This window comes from Sorangium aterium, from assembly GCF_028368935.1.
GTDB lineage: Bacteria > Myxococcota_A > Polyangia > Polyangiales > Polyangiaceae > Sorangium > Sorangium atrum.
Genome location: NZ_JAQNDK010000001.1, coordinates 186,555 through 203,233, shown reverse-complemented (window position 1 = coordinate 203,233; position 16,679 = coordinate 186,555). Strand labels below are relative to the sequence as shown.

Here is a 16,679-nt window from a genome sequence, read left to right as displayed (position 1 = left end):
GAGTTGGGCTTGCATTGCTCGACGACGGACGGTAGGGTCCCGCGCCGAATCGCCGGTCCCCATCGTCTAGCCCGGCCCAGGACTCAGCCCTTTCAAGGCTGCTACGCGGGTTCGAATCCCGCTGGGGACGCAGAGTTAAGACATCCCGCATCGGTCGCGAGCATCCGCCCGACCACCGCGGCGCCCTCGATCCAGAAGCACCTCCCCTCGGCGGTCTCGACGGGCGTGACGTTCAAGGGAGTCTCGAAGAGGGGGGCGAGGACCTGCCGGGCATCCTCGGGGTTGCGGTGCTTCTGGTCGGTGCTGGCGAGGGCTTGCACCAGGCGGCTCCTCTCCGTCCGGAGCCGCACCGCTTCCTTTTCGAGCTGAGGGACGTCGGACGTCGTCAGCTTGGCTCGCTCCGCGAGCCGATGGCGTGGCTGTTTGAGCACCGCCAGGATCAGCTCTTCCGAGAGGGCTTTGGTGAGCAGGTGCTCGTGCGTGCGCTCGGAGATCTTCACGCGTTCGAGCTCCGCTTCTCAGTCGTTGACCACGGGGATGGTGAACGACACGCCATCACCGCCGTAGCCTGATCCATGTCCGTTCTTGCAGAGCAGCTGAACCGCGAAGACACGGCTTACTAGATCAGCAGCCCTCTTTATCGCCATCGTGAGCTCGATGTCCTCAGGACTGTGCATCGGATCCGCCGCCCGGCGGTTGTGCCAAGCGCGCGTCTCTCCCTGTAGCCTCGCCCCCTCGAAGTCGTCGTACAGCTGCACCAGCACCTCCGCGTCCAGCGCGGCATAGGCGACCTGGCCTTCGGTCAGCGGCCGTCGCGTCCAGTCCCCTGTCTGCTAGCCGAGCGTGTCGATCAAGTATGTCGCGGTAGAGTCGGCCACCGCCGCGCTCGACGATCACCTACAGAAAGTGGAAACGACCGCGAACGGTGGTCTTGAGATAACTGATACCATCAGACGATGGGCCTCGCGCAGCCACCTCGACACGGCGGGCTGCGGGACACCGACTTGCTTGGCGTCGCGGCGAGGGCGCCCAGCCCGGCCATCCGCTGGACCATCTTTCTCGAAACGCCTCCTCGTACGGCGGCCTCAAGCGAGCTATCCGGGCTCGCCCTGATCGCGATCTCCTGAACTCCACAGGCCGGACTGCCGGACCGAGGAGACGGCATCCTCTCTGACATACAGGGCGACTCTGACATACAGGGCGACCCGCGCCGCCGGTCGGATCCATGTCCTTGCTCTCGGTCGTCAAGCCCTGGGTCATCCGCGCCAGGGTGGCCCCATGATCCTGGCGATCTGCCGGCCCCATGACCCTGGCGAACTTATGTCACGCCACCTCGCGACTGGCCCCATAAGGGTGGAAAAAACGCCGCAGGCTGGTCCCATGTGCGTGGCGATCAACACTCTAGACGGCTTGCAATCTCCACGCCGATCGCTGATCTCACCCCGGCAAGCGCGATCTTCAACGCGTTGCTAACTGGGCGGCACAAGAAGTGATTCAGCGCTGACGCGGACTGACGCGCACCGCTGGCGGTCGAGGTCCGGAGACGGGCCTCCGTCCGCTCACGCCGCTCTTGGGAGATACAAATGAGCTTTAGACAGCTGAGCATGACGGATGTACGAGGCGTAATCCATCGCTGGCAGGAAGGGCAGAGCGCCCGGCAGATCGCACGCGCCGGCGTGGTCGATCGAAAAACGGCGCTCCGGTACATCGAGACAGCGCGCCGATGCGGGATCGAACCGCGGAGCGATATAAGCGACGAGCTCGTCGCCGAGGTCGCGCGGAAGGTGCAGGCGCGCCCGCACCCCCCGCCGTCATCGGCGTGGCAGACGCTCGAATCTCGCCGCGCTCAAATCGAAGGGTGGCTCATGGGCCCAAAGCCGTTACAGCTGGTCCGCGTGCAGAAGCGATTGGCGCTCGAGGGCGTGCAGGTGACATACAGCACGCTGCGGCGGTTCGCGCACAGGGAGCTCGGCTGGCGCGAGCGGCCTTCAGGGGTGTCCGCGAGGGAGGCGCCCCCGGCCAGCGAGGCGCTCGCCCAGAGCGCGGTCAGCGGCCGTGACGAACAGGAACATCCTGACGAGCTCTGACCGGGGATCCGCGGAAGAGCCGGAGGCGGAACTCGCACTGTCCGCCTCCGGCGAGGGGCCCGGGGGAGCCGCCCCCCGGGGCACCTCTCCGTCGATTCTCAGACGGTGGCGCAGGCTGGATGATGCGCGTGGTGGTGGGCAATCCTCCGAGCTCCAGGAGAGCGAAGAACCAATAGACATGCGCTTCTTCTTTCCTGGCCTGTCTCGCTGGCCCCATGACGCTGAAAGAGGGGCGGCCCCATCACTCTGAATATTGGTGTGCTGAGCGCGCACGGATTTGTGTTGACACGGCGGACATGCGCACGGGCGAGCTGGATACCTCGTGGCTCGAGCGCTATCGTAGCTCCGGGCGAGGCCGCTTGACTCGACAAGCCGTTTGCCTTCCTATCCCCGATAGGCTCCCGATACCCCATGAGCAAGCAAGCCATCCGCCGCGAAGGCGCTTCTGCCGTGAACCGCGCACCGACGATTGCGAGGCCGGTCCCAGAAGCGGCGCCGGCGGCCCGGGGAGCCCCGGCGGCCCCGTTCGCGGCTTACCCTGTGCTGCAGCTCCAGGCGAGGATCGGCAACCGCGCGACGCGGCACGTGATCCAGCGGCTGTCCGCCGGGCGAGCGCCTGCGGAGACCGAGCGCGACGTGCCCGCGTCGACGTCGGGCCGGCCGCTGCCGGAGGCGGTGCAGCAGAAGATGGAGGGTGCTTTCGGCGCCGGCTTCTCGGACGTGCGGGTACACCCGGGCTCGCCGCGCGCGACGGCGCTGGGGGCGGCGGCATACACCCAGGGGAGCGACATCCACGTGGCGCCGGGGCGCTGGGCGCCGGAGACGACGCGGGGACAGGAACTGCTCGGGCACGAGCTCGCGCACGTGGTGCAGCAGCGGGCGGGGCGCGTGCGGGCGACGGCACAGATGAAGGGGGTGGCGCTCAATGATGACCCGGCACTGGAGGCCGAGGCCGACGCGATGGGGGCCAGGGCGGCGCGGGGGAAGGCCGGCGGGCCGTGGGTGTCTGCGGGGGTGGGGAGGACAGAGGGACACTCAGCTACCCCCCCAGCCGACGCGGCCGTCCAGCGGTTCCCGGTCAAAGCCACCTGGGGAAAGCCAAGCCCCTACTACGGGGGCACCAGGATGGAAGCCGAGATCGGCGCGGAAAGCGAATGGAAATATGGGTCCAAGCCCAACGCGGACACCCCGACCATCATCAAGAAGGTCGGTAAGATCGTGGGCGGGAAGCCTCGGTACATCGCGGGGCATCTGCTCAACGACAACATGGGCGGGCGGGGCGAGAACCAGAACCTGACCGTGCTGAGCTCGGACGCCAACAAGAGGCACCGTGGCGTGGAAGGGAAAGTCAAGGCCCTCGCGCAAATTGCGGATCAGATCAGGCCAGGGAGCCGGCTGGGCGACTCCCGCTACCAGCACGGGGCAGAGTACACGGTCACGGTCCTGCCTCCCAGCCCGAGCGGGAGCGTTCCGTACGACCCGAGCGAGAAGAAGCTGGCTTCCGGGCTGGAGATCACCCTCAAGCCCATCCGCAAGGACATCGCGGGCAAGAACCACCCCTGGCCGGAGCAGCAGGGTGGCCCCAACGAGCTGACGAAGCACCGCGTAGACAATGTGCCGCCCTATCCGAGCGTGCCAAATGTGACGAAGGTGAGCCCTCTGGAGAAAGAGGTGATCGGCGCGATCAAAGCCCTCGGGCCGACGCACCCTTTCAAGGACATCCTGAACCACATCAACGCAAATCGAGGCGCCAGCACTCCTCAGCTCAAGCCCGGAGCGCTCAAGGTTGCGTTGAAACGGGCCATAAAGAACCGGCGTATCACTCGCAGCCGAGGCGGCTTCAAGCTCGCGGTGTGACAGCATGCAACCAAAGGCAAAGTCGATGGACCGTGGAGGATTCCTGCATCAACGTGAACCACTTCAATAGCGTCGAACCTGGAGACGAGGTGCGTTAGATGGCACAGAGACAGACGGCAGCAGCCCGAGCAGCCACCGTTCGAAAGGCGGCGGTAGCGGCCGCCCCGGCGGCCCCGCCCCCGGTTCACCCGGTCTTGCAGCTCCAGGCGAAGATTGGCAACCGCGCGACGCGGCACCTGATCCAGCGGCTGCCCGACGGACAAGCGGCGGCCGCCAAGGACCCATGGGCGGTGGATGAAGAGACCTGGAAGGGGCGCAGAAAAGGGCCGGACGGCGAGCACACCGAGTCCGAAGAGGACTTCATGGTGCGCCAGCTCAACGAGATTGACCCGGCGGTCATGTTCCAGACGATGTTCGCCGATCCCAAGGGGTCGGACAAGAGCATGAGCGCCAGTGCGAGGCAGAAGCTGGAGGCGTCCGCGGAGATGACGCTCGCGAAGCAGAAGTTCATGCGACGGCTCCACCTGACCATGGCGCTCGGCGGGGTGGATATGTCGACGCGGAACAACCCCGATCTGTCGAAGTCCGAGGACATGGTGACCGAATATCCGTGGCCGCTGGCGAGCGTCCTCGGTCACGGGCAGCGGCAACTCTTCGAGATCCAGGAGAAGAAGGGCCTGGGCGAGGCCTTCTATGACTACCTGGGGCGCGGACCTTCGCAGGATGGCCGCGACGTGCTGGACAAGAGCGCCTGGCGCGGGTTCGCCTCCCACGCGACGAAGGTCGGCGAGAGGCGCAAGGACGGGACGAGGCGCGTCGAGGAGCTGAAGCTCCCATTCCACGCGCAGATGGGTCTGCGCCGGCACAGGGGCGTGAACGTCCCGCTGGGGGGCATCGGGAACCGCAACGTGAAGGGGGACATCATCGGCCCCGGCGGCCACCCGATCGACCCCGCGACCGGAGAGTACCTCCGGAAGCGCCAGCTCGTGGCCATCCCCAGGAAGAATCAGCACGGCCACATCTACATGAACAAGCACGTGAGGGGCGACACGATGGCCCTAATGGTCGGCCTGGAAGGGTCGGCCCCCCTGACCGCGAACATGTACGGCACGGCGCACACGGCCTCGAGCGGCGCCGAGGATCAAACCATGAAGCTCTCGGCCACGGGCGGGCAGAAAGCGTCGAAGCTGTTCGGCGCGAAGGCGCCCGCAGAGTATGGCGGGAAGCGGACCGTCGTCGACGAGGAGCTGCTGACCAGCCTCAAGATGCTTGAGAGGCTCCTCGATTCGCTCCCGCGTGAGCAGCAGGAGAGTTTCTTCAAGGAGATCCTCGTCCTCCCGCCCAAGGAAGCGAAGAAGAAAGCGATAGAGCTCGTCCGGCGGCAGAGGTACTAGCACTACAGCCGTACTCCTCGACCGCAATCACAGGCGAAGATCCGTGATGACGCAGGGGCTTTCGACACTCAAGCGTGGACTCTGTCTGTCATGAGCCTCATGGGGCCACTTGAGCCCCATTTATGCAGCCTCATGGGGCCAGCCGGTCGTCAGGATCATGGGTCAGCCGAAAAGTTACATGGCAGCGCCGCTTCTGCCGATCCCTCTATTGCGCCTCGCCCCCTACCCGGGTGAATATGAGAGCCACGGAGCGAGCCCAAGAGCTTGGAGCGAGCCGCCCCGCGTCCCACGACGACCGCCTCTTCTATGCTGGAGCCGCATCACAACATCGCAGAAGAGCCGGAAGGCGCCCCGGACCCAGCGGGCGATGCGCCCTTCGCGCGGTCGCTCGATCACCTCATGGCCGAGCTCGACCGCGTCGATCGGATGGTGCGCCTCGGCGTCGCTCAGGCACGTCTCGTGGCAGAGGAGGATTCGCTCCCCGGCCTTACCATCTCCGAGGCCGAGATCGACGCGCTGCTCGATCGGGCGCCGGGCGAGCCCCACTGGACGACCGGGCCCGAGGGGCCGGAGGTGATCGCGGTCAAAGAGGCGATCGAGAGGCAGGCCGCCGTGCTTTCGCGCCGCGCGGCGGAGAGCGGGAGGCGCGGCGTCCATCTTCGCCTCGTGGCGCTCGCCGAGCGGTTCGGGCTGACGCGCTTCGACCTGGATGTGCTCCTGCTCGCGCTCGCGCCCGAGATCGACCTTCGCTACGAGCGCCTCTTTGCGTACCTCAACGACGATATCACGCGCAAGCGCCCGACGGTGAACATCGGGCTCTTCCTGCTCGCTGCTTCGTTCGAGGAGCGCCTCGCCGCGCGACGCCATTTCGCGCCGCGCGCCCCGCTCGTGCGCCATGGTCTGCTCCGCGGCCTCGATGCCGCCGCCCGGCAAGGCTCGCTCCTGGCCGCCCCGCTCGAGGTGGAGGAGCGCATCATCTGGTATCTGCTCGGCAGCGAGGAGCTCGACCCGCGCCTCGGCCGCGGTGTGCGGCTCGTGCATCCTCGAGCGCGGCTCGAGGAGCTGCTCCTGCCCGAGGAGACCAAGGCGAGCCTGCTCCGGCTCGCCGCGTCGCATCGGGGGCAGACGTGGCCCGTGGTGACGCTGAAGGGGCCGGAGAGCGTGGGGAAGACGTCGCTCGTCGAGGCCCTTTGCGGGGAGATCGGCGTCCCCGTGCTCGTTGTGGATCTCGAGGCGCTCCTCGCCGAGGGAGACGCGCCTTTTCGCGCGGCGCTGCCGCTCGTCGCGCGCGAGGCGAGGCTGTGGAGCGCGGCGCTTTGCTGGGATGGATCCGGCGCGCTCGGCGCCGCGGACCGGAAGGCGCTCGAGCTCGCCGTGGCGGCGGCGATCGCCGAGCACGATGGGCCCGTGTTCCTTCTGGAGCGTGGGCCGTGGGCGCCCGCGGGCGCGCTGGGCGGGCGTCCGCTCCTTCGCCTGGAGATCCCCCGGCCTCGCATGGCCGAGCAGGCAGCGCTGTGGAACGCCGCGCTCCGCGCCGGCGACGCGCCGGCGATGGCCGTCGACGTCGCAGCGCTGACGAGCCGCTTCCGCTTGACCGGCGGGCAGATCCACGGCGCTGTCGCCGCGGCGCGCGCCCTCTGTCTCACGCGCGGACAGGGCGCTGTCATGAGCACGGCCGATGTGCTCCAGGCGTGCAGGCTCCGGCACGGCGGCAAGCAGAGCTTCCTCGCGCGCAAGGTGCCGCTCGTGCATCGGTGGGACGACGTTGTCCTCCGCGAGGATCGGCGGGAGCTCCTCCGTGCCATCTGCCGGTTCATGCAGCAGAGAAACCAGGTTTTTGTCTCGTGGGGCTTCGATGACAAGCTCTCGCTGGGCAAGGGGCTCTCGGCCCTCTTCTCGGGCCCGCCGGGGACGGGCAAGACCATGGCCGCGGCGGTGATCGCGAGCGAGCTTGAGCTCGACCTCTACCAGATCGATCTGTCGCAGGTGGTGAGCAAATACATCGGCGAGACGGAGAAGCACCTCGGCGAGCTGTTCGACGAGGCCGAGGCCACGAGCGCGATCCTGTTCTTCGACGAAGCCGACGCGCTCTTCGGCAAGCGGACGGAGGTGCGGGACGCGCACGACCGCTATGCGAACGTCGAGACGAGCTACCTGCTCCAGCGCATCGACGCGCACGAGGGGGTGGTGATCCTGGCGACCAACCTCTTGAAGAACATGGATGAGGCCTTCATGCGGCGGCTGTCCTTCATCGTCGACTTCCCGTTCCCGAGCCCCAAAGAACGCGCGGCCATCTGGAAGAGGGCTTTTCCTGCCGAGACGCCGCTCGATCCCGACGTCGATTTCGAGCGCCTCGGCGCCCGGCTGGAGCTCGCCGGGGGCTCGATCCGGAACGTGGCGCTCGCCGCGGCGATGCTCGCGGCGGAGCAAGCAGCGGCGGTGGGGATGTGGCACCTCTTCCGGGCGGCGCGGCTCGAATTCCAGAAGATGGGCAAGGTGGTGAAGGACGAGACCTTCGGTTAGGTCACAGCCCACAGCCGGTGAAGATCGATCGGCCGGCCATGAAGCGCGGTCGAGCGCGCACGAGGGAGCGGTTTACCATGAGAGATCCCGCAGGATGGGTGCTCCGCCAGGTGAGCGAGAGCCTGGGCACGCTGATCCGCGAGAACGTATTTCTCAACGATCCTCCGGGCCCGGCGTCTCCGATTGATGACGATCATGATTCGCTCTACCACGGCCGCCGACCTGGAGACCTGGAGGACGTGGACAGGGTGGAGGTCAAGTATCACTCTCCCTCGGACGAGCCTGATTCAGGGCAGGGGCGCTCTCCGCTTATCCTGGTCTATCTGTATCGGGTAGCCGACAATCCCTACCTGATCAACGAGCCCCCGTCGATCGTGAGAACGGGGACCGGCTTCGTGCGTCGAGCGGCGCCGCTCGCCGTCGATCTCTCCTACATGATGGTCCCGTACGCCCAGAACGCGGAGAACGAGCTCCTGCTCGTGAGCAAGCTCAAGCGGCTGTTCTCCGACTGCCCCGTGCTCGAGGACAAGAGCCCGAACGGCGTGCTGTTCGTTACAGGCAACGAACGGTTGCCCGTCCTGTCGGACGCGCCGAGCATGGAGCAGATCCATCAAATCTGGGCGGGTTTTCCCAACAAGCCGTACCGACTTTCGCTCTTCTATACGGTGACGCCCGTGCGCATCCCCCGAGCCGCCACGGAGGAGGGCGCCCTCGTCCGCAAGGTCCAGTCCAACTTCCGCGTGAACTCGCCCACCGAGGGGAGCCCGCCCTCCCCGGAAGAGTGGGTGATCGACACGGATCCCCGATCGCCGGGGTGATCCCATGAGGTTGACGAGATCACCGTTCCACAACGGTACTGCTGGTCCCATGAGGGTGACAAAACGAGCGCCTGGGGGATAGACCCGGCCCCATGATTGTGACGAAAGATCGGATCGGGCATCCTCAGACCGCGTTGACAACTCCGGCAAAGGAAACCTAATGTCCAGGCTCTCTTCGGGGGGGTAGCCGAGATCAGCTGGCGGACTCCGCCCTCGCGATCTTGTCTTCCCAGCATCTCCCTCTCCTCAAAGAGAGGTGGAGGGAGATGCCCTCGAAGGCGGCCTCCACCGTTCCCTCCATGGGCGAGAGGCCATGGGGAAGAGGCCGAGGTCTGTCGCGATGCGGCGTGTGTCGAAGAGGATCTGGCAACCTCCTTCGTCCGAATCGTCTCTGGAAAGGTTGAACCCGTGTCCAACTACTTGTATCCGGGCATCTACATCGAAGAAATCCGGGGACCGCAGCAGATCTCTGGCGTCGGCACCAGCACCACCGCCTTCGTGGGATGGACAGAAAGAGGGCCGGACGAGCCCACGCTGATCGATAGCTGGAACGCCTTCCTGGCGAAATTCGGGAACTTCACGTGGGGCTATAACGTCCCGTTTGCGGTATACAATTTCTTCGCCGAGGGCGGCGCGTACGCGTACGTCGTGCGCGCGAAGGCGAGCGATGGCCTCGCCGCGGCGACGGTCGTGCATGCGCCTCTCCAGTTCACGGCGTCGTCACCGGGCCTGTGGGGCAACGATCTCGCCATCGCGATCGAAAACTACCCTTGGGAGGACACGCCCAGCACGACCCTCACGCCCACCTTCGGCGTCCGCGTCCTCTACTCCGCCGCAAAGGTGGACCAAGACGACAGCAAGAAGACCGTCCTCGAGCGTCTCATCACCCGCTACATCAAGAACAACAACCTCGATTCTGCCAAGATCACCCGCACTGTCGATTATTACGTCATTGAAGAGTTCCCTGGGCTGACCATCAAGGATCTCAAGAAGGGGGCGAACGGGCAGCCTAGCTCGCTGGAGGCCAAGATCAACGGCCAATCGCTCTTCATCCGTGTCACGGTCAACGCCGAGACGCCGCCGGCGCCGACAGCCCTCGCCCCGGCGCTGCTCGTGACCGGCGCTGACTCCACGTCGGGCACTCCGGTCGACTACCAAGACGCGCTCGCCAGGCTCGATCCGATCACCGACGCAAGCCTCCTCGTGATGCCCGACACGGGCATGTTGGACGATCTCAAGACGCAGCAAGCGACGATCCAGCAGGGTATAAACTACTGCGAAGGTCGGACTCCTTGCGACATGTTCATGATCGCAGACGCCCCTTTCTGGCTGGACCCGCCGACGCTCAGGTCGTTCAAGAGGGGCGAACCGATAACTCCCCCGGGAGCAACCGCGGCCATCGACCTGGAAAACGCGCTCAACTCGGACCGCGGCGCGATCTACTATCCATGGATCGATTTCTTCAATGCGTCGACGGCGCGCAGCATCACGATCCCTCCCGCCGGGGCCATCGCAGGGACCTATGCCGAGACCGATAGCCGCGTCGGCGTGTTCAAGGCTCCGGCGGGTATCCGCGACGGCAGGCTGTCGTCGGCGGTGAGCCTCACGGCGCTCGTCACGGAGAAGGCTCAAGGTATCCTCAACCCGGATGGCATCAACGCCATACGGAGCCTGCCGACCTACGGCATCGTGACGTACGGCGCGCGCACCTTGTCGACGGACCCGAGCCTCATCTACATCAGCGTGCGCAGGCTGCTGACGTACATCGAAATGTCGCTCTACCGGGGCCTGCAATGGGTCGTGTTCGAGCCGAACGATCAGAAGCTCTGGGGCACGGTCCGTCGCGACGTGACCGTGTTTCTGACCCAGGTGTGGACGGCAGGAGGCCTCTTCGGCGCCAAGGACTCGGACGCGTTCGAGGTGAAGGTGGACGCGTCGAACAACCCTCCGGCGACGAGGAACCAGGGGCTCCTCTACATCGACATCAAGGTGGCCCCCGTGCGGCCTGCGGAGTTTGTCGTGCTCCGCATTCAACAGCAGACGCTACCATCGGCTTGATCGAGCCTGATGTGGAGCCCTCCGGGGCCGGGCATCAAGAGAGGCTATAGTTATCATGGCGGAGAGAACGGACCCTTACAGGAACTATCGGTTCCGCGTCGAGATCGCGAGCATTCAGGTCGCCGCCTTCGCAAGCGCGACGATCCCGGACGAGTCGTCGGACCCGATCGAGTACCGCGAGGGCACCGATCCCTTCACGCGCAAGCTCTCCGGGTATCCCAAGGTGGGGTCGCTCACCCTCAAGCGCGGCATCACGACGTCGATGGAGCTTTACGAGTGGTGGCAGATCATCCGCCAGACCGGCACCGGCGTGCCGAACGCTCGGAGGAATATATCGATCATCCTCGTCGATGACGCCGGCAACGACGCCGCGCGCTGGGACCTGGTCGGGGCCTGGCCGTCGAAGTACCAGGCGGGCGATCTCGACGGCAAGGGGAACGACGTCCTCATCGAGACGCTCGAGGTCGCGGTGGAGAACATCAAGCGCACGCAATGACAGCGCCAGAGAGAGGAGGCTGAGATGACCGCGCTAATCACCGAATTCCCATTTGTCTTGAAGCTCGGCTACGCTGACGACAATGGCGATCTTCACAAGGAAGGCACCATGCGCCTCGCGACCGCGGCCGATGAGATCCTGCCGCTGCGCGACAGCCGCGTTCAGCAGAACCAGAGCTACCTCTCCATCATCCTCCTCTCGCGCGTCGTGACGCGGCTCGGCACGCTGCCCGCCGTCACGCCCAAGGTCATCGAGGGCCTGTTCGCGGCGGACTTCGCCGCTCTCCAGGAGATGTACAACCGCATCAACGAGCGGGGGCGAAACGCAGTCGAGGTGCTCTGTCCGAAATGCAACCATGCGTTCGAGTTCGAGGTGGACACGTCCCGGGACCAATGAAGGGCTATCCCCTCGATGCGATGCACGAGGAGATAGCCTTTCTCGCGTACTATTTTCACTGGGAGTATGACTCGCTGCTCAGGCTCGAGCACCGCGAGCGCAGGCGGTGGTGCGAAGAGGCGAGCAAGATCAACCGGGAGATCATGGGTTCCGAAAAGAAGGAGCGGTCGCTGCTCGACCTCTGATCGCGAGGGGAGCGGACGGCCTTCGGTCCTGGGTGTAACCGTGGCGTGAGGAGGCGGTATGGCGAACGGCGGCAGGGGCTCGTCGTCGGGCGGACGCGCGGCTCGGAAGGATCCGTACTTGGGCTTCAACTTTCAGGTCGAGATCGGGTCGCTGATCGTGGGCGGGTTCAGCAGCATCAGCGGCCTGCGGATCCAAACGGCGGTCGAGTCGCGCCGCGAGGGCGGCGTCAACACGCATGAGCACCGGCTGCCCGGCCCCACGTCGTACACGGACCTCGTCCTTCGGCGCGGGATGTCCGATATGGACAATCTATGGAGCTGGTACCAGCAGGTCATCGCCGGGAGGTTCAGCCGCTACGACGGGACCGTCCACCTCATGGACCGGACGGGGGCGTTCCTCAAGCAATGGCACTTCCGCAGCGCCTACCCGATCGCTTGGGAAGGTCCCGAGTTCGACACAGCCTCGAACCAGGTGCTGTTCCAGTCGCTCACGCTGGCGCACGACGGGATCTTCGAGGCATAGGGGCCTGAGCGATGCTGGATCGGGTTCAGCGCGAGCAGGTCAATCGTCCAGCGTGGCCGAGCGCGGCTCGGGCCGCCATGCGCTCATCGCGCGAGATCCGCGAGCGGTACGGGCGAGGCGAGCCGCTCGGACGTCGTCCGCTCGGCCTGACCCACGTTGCCGTCCGGGCATCCACGGTCATCCAGCCGGTGTGGCTCACACTCAAGCGTGCGGTGTTTCAGGCGCTCGGCGCCGCGCTCCGCGCGAGCGCCCACCGGAGCTCGCCCGGAACGCGGGCCGAGCGATACGAGCGAGCCGCGCTGCGGCGGCGGACGATGGACGAGGTCGGCCCGGAGGCGGGGCGGCTCGGGCGGCAATTGCGGCCAGCGATCGGTGCCTCGCACGCGCGCCCTCGGGTCGCCGCCACGGGCGGCCGAGCGGGTGTGACCGATCACGCTGCTCGCAGCGTGGGCGACGGTGCCCGCAGCGTGGGCGACGGTGCCCGCAGCGTGGGCGACGGTGCCCGCAGCGTGGGCGCTGCGCTCGCGGTGAGCCTGCCGCGCGCCGTGGCGACCGTGCTGCGCGCCACCCTCGCGGCGCGAACGTGGCGCTCCCCGGAGCCTCGGCGCGTGCGAGCCGCTGCGGCCCTTCTGCGCCGGACCGTCGCACGCCTGCTGCTCGCGCGCTTGCCACTCCTCGGCTCGTCGCCCCCAGGCGTGCTGCTCGTGCGAAAGCCCCTCGACGAGGGGCGCGTTTCAGAGCACGCGCGACCGGAGATGCGCGGCGCGCGTTCGTGGCATGTACCCGCTGCCTCCCCGCAGGCGCCGCGCCGGTATGGCACCGGCCAGGCGTGGCGAACGTTGGCAGCGCCTCTCCGGCTGTTGCTCTCGATCGTCACGGAGCAAGCCACGCGGACAGCGCCTTCTGACACGCCACGCCGCCTGGCGGCGGCGCTGTTCGCCTTGCCGTTTCAGCTCGTCGTTCGCCCTCCCTCCGTGATGCTCCCCCGAGCTCGAAGCGTGCCCGCGACCTACCCGAGACAGGGCGGGATCAGGCGCGAGAGCCCCGCGTCTCTCATGCTCTTCCCTGGAGCCCCAGACGCAGCCACCGTCCGCTCGGCGCCGAAGAGCGTAGCTCCTCGCGCTGTTGCCGTGCGCCGGCGCGCGAGGGAGGGGGAGCGAGGGGCGCGGGGTTCCCGGCTATCTCGAACCGGAGAGGCGCTTCGGGGATACCGGACGAGCGCCGCCCATCAAGCGTTCGGGCGCACGACGGGCGGCGGCTTCGCGGCGGCGTTGCGCGCGGGCCGAGCCTTGTTTCCCTGGCGCGAAGCTGGGAACCCCAGCATCCGCTTCGCGGCCGCTCGAGCGGCGCCCGGGCGCAGCGCGGCCAGCGCTGGAGCGGCGCTCGGGCGCCTCAGCCGGCATGTCTTTCGGCATCGGCCGGCGGCGGTGCACGTTGCCTCCACGACCACACTCTCGCTCCCGGGCCCTTCGAACGGCAGTTTCGGCGGCAAGGGGCAAACACTGCAAACGTCGGCTGCTCCCTTCCGGCCTTTGTCCTTGACGACCACCCACGTAGCCGCGCCGGCAGCCGACGCCCACGCGTCGCACCGACCGACGGCAGCGTTCCGCGCGCCTGCCGATCGCGTACTCACCCATCCTTCGCAGCTCCTACAGGTTGGTCCTTTGCGCTCGCTCGAGCACCGGGGGGCTCCCGCGGCTGCCCGCCCGATCGAGAGCGCGCCTGCCGCTGCGCGCGCCCGCTCACCGCTCTCTCTTCCGCACATGCAGGCCGAGCTCGAAGGCGCGCGGGCGCCTCGACCGGCTGCCTCGAGAGCGCCACGGCTCGCCGACCAGCCCTCGCAGGCGGAGCTGCGAAGGCTCGTCGATCGTCTGATGGCCGAGATGGACAAGCGGATTCGCCACCGCGAGGAGCGGACGGGGCTGAGATGACCCTGAGCAAAGCGATCATCAAGAATATCGATACGGGCGAGCAGATCGAGGTGATGTACAACCCGGATCAATACACGAGCTCGTCCCAGATCCTGTACTCGGGGAGGGCCGGAACGTTGCAGTTCGACCGCCTGGAGCGGCTGCCGTTCACCGTGAAGCTCTTCTTTGATACGTACGAAAAGGGCACCGACGTGCGCGCGTTGATCAAGCCCATCGCCGCGCTCCAGAGGCCGACGGTCGGTGAGGGGGAGAAGCGCCGGCCGCCCGTCTGCCTCTTCAGCTGGGGAGGTTTTTCTTACCAGGGGATCGTCAGCCAGCTCGACCAGCACTTCACCATGTTCCTCTCGACCGGCACCCCGGTCCGCGCCGATCTCACGGTCACATTTCAGGAGCAGCTCCTGCCGAGCGAGGTGGAGAAGGACGCCGGCCTCGATAACTGCCCAAAGCTCCACCTGGTCAAGGTGGGAGAGCGGCTCGACGCCATCGCGGCCCGGGAGCTCGGGGACGCGAGCGCATGGCTCTGGATCGCCAGGGCCAACAACATCGATGATCCGCTGCGCTTCCCGATGCCGGAGCAGATCGGGACGCTCCTCGCGATCCCCGACGCGGCCGATCTACCGAAGAGCGACGCGCTCTCTCAGGGCGGCAACGCTGCCGGAGCGGATCGGTAATGGGCGTCGTCTCGGTCACCGTTGCGGGTAAGCCGCTTCCGGACAGCATGAGCGCCGCGCTCGCCCGCGCCGAGGTCGATCAGGAGTTGAACCTCCCCTCGACGTGCGCCGTCGAGGTCGGCAGCGTCGACTTCAAGCGCTCTGTTTTTCAGGGGATCGATCTGACCTCCGCCCGCATCGGTGACCCTGTCGTGGTGGGCTTCGGCATGGAGAGCACGAAGCCCATCTTCGAAGGCCGCCTCGGCGCGCTGGAGATGGTCTTCGGCGACGAGAGCGCCGTCGAGCTCCAGGGCTATGACGCGCTCTACCGCCTCCAGTTCGGGACCACGACGCGCACGTTCGAGAGATCGAGCGACACCCAGATCGCGACCCGCATCGCCCGCGACAACGGGCTCGACATTCGCGCCGACGACAGCGGCGTCACCTACCCGTACGTGATCCAGGCCGATCAGAGTGATTTCGCGTTCCTCTCCGCGCGCGCGGCCCGGATCCATTTCGAGCTCTTTGTGACAGGGCGCACGCTCTATTTTCGCCGGAGCATCGCGGGCCAGTCGCCGACGACGAAGCTGCGCCTCGGCGTGGATCTCACGACGCTGACCGTGCGAGCTCGGGCGCTCAAGCAGGGGTCGCGCGTGACGCGCGTGGGCTGGGATCCGAAGAAGAAGCAGTCCATCGTCGCGACCGTGAGCTCCGGCCCCGCGTCGCTCCGCATGGGCGGCCAGAAGACGGGCTACGAGCTGTCCGCTGCCTACGCGGCCTCACCCGTGTCGGCGATGGACCCGGAGATCCTCGACCAGAAGAGCGCGCGCGCCATCGCCGAGGCGACGTACGAGGCCGACGTCGAGGGGTTCATCGAGGTCGAGGCGTCCGCGGCCGGAAACCCCGCGCTCCGGCCCGGGGTCAACGTCGAGATCGAGGGCATCGGCGGCCGCTTCAGCGGCCTCTATTACGTGACCGCGGCAAAGCACGTCTATACGCAACAGGACGGCTATACGACCACCATCTCGCTGCGGAGGACCGGCGTATGAGCGCGTGGCAGGGGAGCAATGCGCACCATGAGCGATCCATGACCGGCGTGATCGTCGGGATCGTCGAGGAGACGACGGGCGACCCGGAGAGGCTCGGGCGCATCAAGGTGCAATACCCGCTGTTTGGCGCCACGATCATGTCGAACTGGTGCCGCGTCGCATCCTTCTTCGCCGGCAAGGACGTCGGTGCGTATTTTCTTCCCGCGAAGGGCGACGAGGTGCTGGTCATCTTCGAGGCGGGCAACCTGAACGTGCCTTATGTGATCGGCTCGCTGTGGAACGGGCAGGATCGCCCTCCCGTCGCCGGCGAGCAGAAGCAGCAGGACGTGCGCATGATCAAGACGCGGAGCGGCAGCCAGATCTGCATCGACGACACGCCCGGCGCCGAGAGGATCGAGGTGACCGACAAGAGCGGTGGCAAGATCGTCCTCGATTCCAAGCCTGGCGCCGAGAGGATCGAGGTGACCGACAAGAGCGGCGACAAGGTCGTCCTCGACGCCGTGAAGAGGAGCGTCACCATCGCCGCGGGCGGGGACATCGACGTGTCCGCTGGACCGGGGAAGATCACGCTGAAGGCCACGCAGATCGAGCTATCAGCGACGGCGGCGGTGAAGATCTCGGCGCAGGCTCAGGTGGAAGTCTCTTCGACGGGCGATGTCGCCGTGAAGGGCGCGCTCATCCGGCTCAACTGAGGAAATCTATGGGACTACCG

Annotated in this window: 14 protein-coding genes, 1 tRNA gene and 1 pseudogene; 14 read left to right on the top strand and 2 right to left on the bottom strand. The window is 66.8% G+C overall.

Features of this window, described 5'->3' with window-relative positions; all coding sequences use genetic code 11:
• Positions 1-55 precede the first annotated feature (55 nt).
• Positions 56-130: transfer RNA gene (locus POL72_RS00585), tRNA-Glu, on the top strand.
• Here the strand turns inward: POL72_RS00585 and POL72_RS00580 are convergent.
• Both POL72_RS00580 and POL72_RS00575 read right to left on the bottom strand, forming a co-directional pair.
• Complete coding sequence (locus tag POL72_RS00580) at positions 102-500, bottom strand: hypothetical protein (protein WP_272092923.1); 399 nt, start codon at positions 498-500, stop codon at positions 102-104. The genes POL72_RS00585 and POL72_RS00580 overlap by 29 nt on opposite strands.
• An 18-nt stretch (positions 501-518) precedes the next feature.
• Positions 519-821: pseudogene (locus POL72_RS00575) on the bottom strand (hypothetical protein); the annotation flags it as partial.
• Between the two features lie 1,074 nt (positions 822-1,895).
• On the opposite strand from POL72_RS00575, the gene POL72_RS00570 reads away from it, so the two are divergent.
• The 13 genes from POL72_RS00570 (at position 1,896) to POL72_RS00510 (ending at position 16,659) form a co-directional block, all read left to right on the top strand.
• Positions 1,896-2,087 carry a hypothetical protein gene (locus tag POL72_RS00570; protein WP_272092922.1) on the top strand — a complete coding sequence of 64 codons (192 nt, stop codon included), beginning with the start codon at positions 1,896-1,898 and terminating at the stop codon, positions 2,085-2,087.
• A gap of 411 nt (positions 2,088-2,498) precedes the next feature.
• On the top strand, positions 2,499-3,944 hold the full coding sequence (locus tag POL72_RS00565; protein ID WP_272092921.1) for an eCIS core domain-containing protein: 1,446 nt from the start codon (positions 2,499-2,501) through the stop codon (positions 3,942-3,944).
• Between the two features lie 98 nt (positions 3,945-4,042).
• Positions 4,043-5,338 (top strand): hypothetical protein, encoded by a 1,296-nt coding sequence (locus POL72_RS00560; RefSeq protein WP_272092920.1) that lies wholly within the window; start codon positions 4,043-4,045, stop codon positions 5,336-5,338.
• A 306-nt stretch (positions 5,339-5,644) separates the two neighbouring features.
• Positions 5,645-7,861 (top strand): AAA family ATPase, encoded by a 2,217-nt coding sequence (locus tag POL72_RS00555; RefSeq protein ID WP_272092919.1) that lies wholly within the window; start codon positions 5,645-5,647, stop codon positions 7,859-7,861.
• A gap of 77 nt (positions 7,862-7,938) precedes the next feature.
• Positions 7,939-8,679 (top strand): Pvc16 family protein, encoded by a 741-nt coding sequence (locus tag POL72_RS00550; RefSeq protein WP_272092918.1) that lies wholly within the window; start codon positions 7,939-7,941, stop codon positions 8,677-8,679.
• Positions 8,680-9,087: 408 nt separating this feature from the next.
• On the top strand, positions 9,088-10,737 hold the full coding sequence (locus POL72_RS51110) for a phage tail sheath family protein (RefSeq protein WP_272092917.1): 1,650 nt from the start codon (positions 9,088-9,090) through the stop codon (positions 10,735-10,737).
• Between the two features lie 55 nt (positions 10,738-10,792).
• Positions 10,793-11,233 (top strand): phage tail protein, encoded by a 441-nt coding sequence (locus POL72_RS00540; RefSeq protein ID WP_272092916.1) that lies wholly within the window; start codon positions 10,793-10,795, stop codon positions 11,231-11,233.
• 24 nt (positions 11,234-11,257) lie between these two features.
• Positions 11,258-11,629: a phage tail assembly protein gene (locus POL72_RS00535; protein ID WP_272092915.1), complete on the top strand. Its 372-nt coding sequence runs from the start codon at positions 11,258-11,260 to the stop codon at positions 11,627-11,629.
• Positions 11,626-11,814: a DUF6760 family protein gene (locus POL72_RS00530; protein ID WP_272092914.1), complete on the top strand. Its 189-nt coding sequence runs from the start codon at positions 11,626-11,628 to the stop codon at positions 11,812-11,814. Before POL72_RS00535 ends, POL72_RS00530 begins: the two co-directional genes overlap by 4 nt.
• A gap of 118 nt (positions 11,815-11,932) precedes the next feature.
• Positions 11,933-12,337 (top strand): phage tail protein, encoded by a 405-nt coding sequence (locus tag POL72_RS00525; protein WP_272092913.1) that lies wholly within the window; start codon positions 11,933-11,935, stop codon positions 12,335-12,337.
• Between the two features lie 1,927 nt (positions 12,338-14,264).
• Positions 14,265-14,939: a CIS tube protein gene (locus POL72_RS00520; protein ID WP_272092912.1), complete on the top strand. Its 675-nt coding sequence runs from the start codon at positions 14,265-14,267 to the stop codon at positions 14,937-14,939.
• Positions 14,939-15,967, top strand: coding sequence for a phage late control D family protein (locus POL72_RS00515; RefSeq protein ID WP_272092911.1), 1,029 nt, complete (start codon positions 14,939-14,941; stop codon positions 15,965-15,967). The genes POL72_RS00520 and POL72_RS00515 overlap by 1 nt, the downstream gene beginning before the upstream one ends.
• Positions 15,964-16,659: a phage baseplate assembly protein V gene (locus tag POL72_RS00510; RefSeq protein ID WP_272092910.1), complete on the top strand. Its 696-nt coding sequence runs from the start codon at positions 15,964-15,966 to the stop codon at positions 16,657-16,659. The genes POL72_RS00515 and POL72_RS00510 overlap by 4 nt, the downstream gene beginning before the upstream one ends.
• Positions 16,660-16,679 lie beyond the last annotated feature (20 nt).

What these genes read in the sequence shown, in the direction of transcription:
- POL72_RS00560 (WP_272092920.1), top strand. Translation starts at nt 4,043, where the DNA reads ATGGCACAGAGACAGACGGCAGCAGCCCGAGCAGCCACCGTTCGAAAG.
- POL72_RS00555 (WP_272092919.1), top strand. Translation starts at nt 5,645, where the DNA reads ATGCTGGAGCCGCATCACAACATCGCAGAAGAGCCGGAAGGCGCCCCG.
- POL72_RS00530 (WP_272092914.1), top strand. Translation starts at nt 11,626, where the DNA reads ATGAAGGGCTATCCCCTCGATGCGATGCACGAGGAGATAGCCTTTCTC.
- POL72_RS00515 (WP_272092911.1), top strand. Translation starts at nt 14,939, where the DNA reads ATGGGCGTCGTCTCGGTCACCGTTGCGGGTAAGCCGCTTCCGGACAGC.
- POL72_RS00520 (WP_272092912.1), top strand. Translation starts at nt 14,265, where the DNA reads ATGACCCTGAGCAAAGCGATCATCAAGAATATCGATACGGGCGAGCAG.
- POL72_RS00565 (WP_272092921.1), top strand. Translation starts at nt 2,499, where the DNA reads ATGAGCAAGCAAGCCATCCGCCGCGAAGGCGCTTCTGCCGTGAACCGC.
- POL72_RS00535 (WP_272092915.1), top strand. Translation starts at nt 11,258, where the DNA reads ATGACCGCGCTAATCACCGAATTCCCATTTGTCTTGAAGCTCGGCTAC.
- POL72_RS00540 (WP_272092916.1), top strand. Translation starts at nt 10,793, where the DNA reads ATGGCGGAGAGAACGGACCCTTACAGGAACTATCGGTTCCGCGTCGAG.
- POL72_RS00550 (WP_272092918.1), top strand. Translation starts at nt 7,939, where the DNA reads ATGAGAGATCCCGCAGGATGGGTGCTCCGCCAGGTGAGCGAGAGCCTG.
- POL72_RS00510 (WP_272092910.1), top strand. Translation starts at nt 15,964, where the DNA reads ATGAGCGCGTGGCAGGGGAGCAATGCGCACCATGAGCGATCCATGACC.